Below are 1,660 nucleotides of genomic sequence, written 5' to 3' on the forward strand. Positions count from 1 at the left end.
CGGTGACAACCGGTTCAGCGATCACGGGCTCCGGCGCTCCTGCGACGGGCGCAGGTGTCGCGGGTTCCGGTGACGCGGGTTCGTCCACCTGTTCAGGCGCTCCTGCTTCCGGCGCCTCAGGTTCGGGTGTCGTCGCCGGGGCAACCGTTTCCTTGGGTCCGGCTTCCTGCTCGACGCCGTCGAGCTGCGGTGCAACACCGGAGAGCTCCATGAGTCGGAACTCGGCGTCGGTGGCGTCCTCGACGTCGGCGGACGCTGCGTTCATGAACCAGGTGAGGGCGTCGTCGGTGCGGCCCGCCGCCTCGAGTGCGGAGGCGTAGGCATAGAACAGACGAGCCGCGGTGGTTCCGGTACGCCCGGGCGCGAGATCTTCGCGCTGAAGGGTGACGATCGCCTTCTGCGGCTCGCCCAGATCCATGCGGGCGCCGGCTTCGACGATCCGCATCTCGGTGGCCTCCTCACCGTCGAGTTGTCGCCCCTCATCGCTGCGGGCGATCTCGATGGCACGGTCAGGACGCCCCATACCGCGTTCGGCATCTGCGATCAGCGGGAGCAGGGCCGCGCTGCCGGTGATCCGGCGGGCGGCACGGAGTTCGGAGATCGCCTCCTGCCACTCTCCCGCGGAGTATGCGGCGATGCCGGCGGTCTCGCGAACCACCCCGACCCGCGTCGCCCGACGACGCGCCGCACGCGCATGCTCCAGCGCCAGCATCGGGTCCTCGTCCAGGAGGTGGGTGACCATCACCAGATGCCGGGCGACGGTTTCGGCCGTCGCCTTGTCGAGTGTCAAGAGGTCACGGCGAACTGCGCCGTCGAGATCCGACGCCGTCACGTCACCGGGCAGCTGCGGCTCGTCGACACGCTCGGGCCTACCCGTACGTTCGGGCCTGCCGGCACGTTCGGGCCTGCCGGAGGAGCGTTGCGGTCTTCCGGACGACCGTTCCGGTCGCCGGCCCCGATTCCGATCGCGATCGTTCATGCCTGCCAATCTATGCCCTTCATACTCACCACGCCGACACCACCCACTCGGCCGGCCCGACGCACCGCGTGCCTGGCACGCCCACGTCACCGATTCGCCGTCGATCGGCGAACGACGCCTGTCCCAGACCACCGCGACCGCGTCCGACGTCGTCGGAAGCCTGGGGAAAGTGCGCCGATCACCGCGTCTGAACATGGGCACGGCGCGGTTCCTGAAACCAGGGGAACGTTCACCGGTTGCCGGCCCCGAAACCAGGGGAAACAGCTCCTTCCCCGACTTCCCAGATCCTCCCCGTGTTGCACCACGAGGAACAACACGAACCTCGGGGAAAGACGGCTTCCCCCACTTTCAGGCAACCCGGGTTCCCCCAAATCCAGGCGCCAGACAGACACTCGGTCACCGGCAACCCCGACGCGACCCTGTCCGATGAGACTCTGCCCGACGACACGCTCGCGTGACCCGACAACACTGCCGGCCCGACGACACTGCCGCCCAACCCCGACCACCCGACGACACCGGGCTCGACATCACAACGAGAAAACCCGTGAAACGAGAAATGCCCCGCAACCAAAGGTTGCGGGGCATCCCCCAAAAAATTGTTCGGCGGTGTCCTACTCTCCCACACTGACTAAAGTGCAGTACCATCGGCGCAGGCAAGCTTAGCTTCCGGGTTCGGAATGG

Annotated in this window: 1 rRNA gene and 1 pseudogene; both read right to left on the minus strand. The window is 67.5% G+C overall.

Features of this window, described 5'->3' with window-relative positions:
• A pseudogene (locus ACWDUA_RS18395) lies at nucleotides 1–979 on the minus strand (HAD-IIA family hydrolase); the annotation flags it as partial.
• Between the two features lie 598 nt (nucleotides 980–1,577).
• A 5S ribosomal RNA gene (rrf, locus tag ACWDUA_RS18400) occupies nucleotides 1,578–1,660 on the minus strand; the annotation flags it as partial.

It is taken from the genome of Gordonia sp. NPDC003376 (assembly GCF_053589235.1).